The organism is Clostridium chromiireducens, from assembly GCF_002029255.1.
Taxonomy (GTDB): domain Bacteria; phylum Bacillota; class Clostridia; order Clostridiales; family Clostridiaceae; genus Clostridium; species Clostridium chromiireducens.
Window position 1 is genome coordinate 1 of sequence record NZ_MZGT01000183.1, and the last position, 643, is coordinate 643.

The following is a 643-nucleotide window of genomic DNA, read 5'->3' on the forward strand; positions in this document are numbered from 1 at the left end:
TCCATCTAAATATTCTTTTACTGCCTGAAGTTTTTCTTTAGGTAAGATATTTCTAGACATAAAATTACTCCCTTCTAAGTAAAACAGTTTTATTATTTCAACTGTCTACCTAGAAGGGAGCATATCATTCTCTATGGCTCTGTTTTTTTATTTTTTCTTATAAGAAGCATTTAACTTTAGATAATTAATAGGATTTTTCTATTTTTCTCCACGTAAAAAAGATAGTCATTACAACTATCTTTTAAGTTACCTCGCAACGTCCTACTCTGCCACACAGTCACCCGTGCAGTACCATCGGCGCTATAGACCTTAACTTTCCTGTTCGGAATGGGAAGGAGTGTTACCTCTATGCCATCATCACGAGATATTGGCTCCGCGAAGAGGACTCGAACCTCCAACCTATCGGTTAACAGCCGAGTGCTCCACCATTGAGCTATCGCGGAACGCTACTTTTGAAAGAAATCTTGTTCTTTCAAAATTGCACATAGTTACTTAATGTATTACAACTTGATTTTTTATTGGTCAAGCCCTCGACCTATTAGTATCAGTCAGCTAAATATGTTACCATACTTACACCTCTGACCTATCAACCTTGTAGTCTTCAAGGGGTCTTACTAGCTTACGCTATGGGAAATCTAATCTT

Annotated in this window: 1 tRNA gene and 2 rRNA genes; all 3 read right to left on the reverse strand. The window is 37.3% G+C overall.

The annotated features are described in order from the left end of the window. Positions 1–248: 248 nt before the first annotated feature. A 5S ribosomal RNA gene (gene rrf / locus CLCHR_RS24280) occupies positions 249–365 on the reverse strand. A gap of 3 nt (positions 366–368) precedes the next feature. Then, positions 369–443 (reverse strand) — tRNA-Asn (locus tag CLCHR_RS24285). Positions 444–518: 75 nt separating this feature from the next. Next, positions 519–643, reverse strand: a 23S ribosomal RNA gene (locus CLCHR_RS24290); the annotation flags it as partial.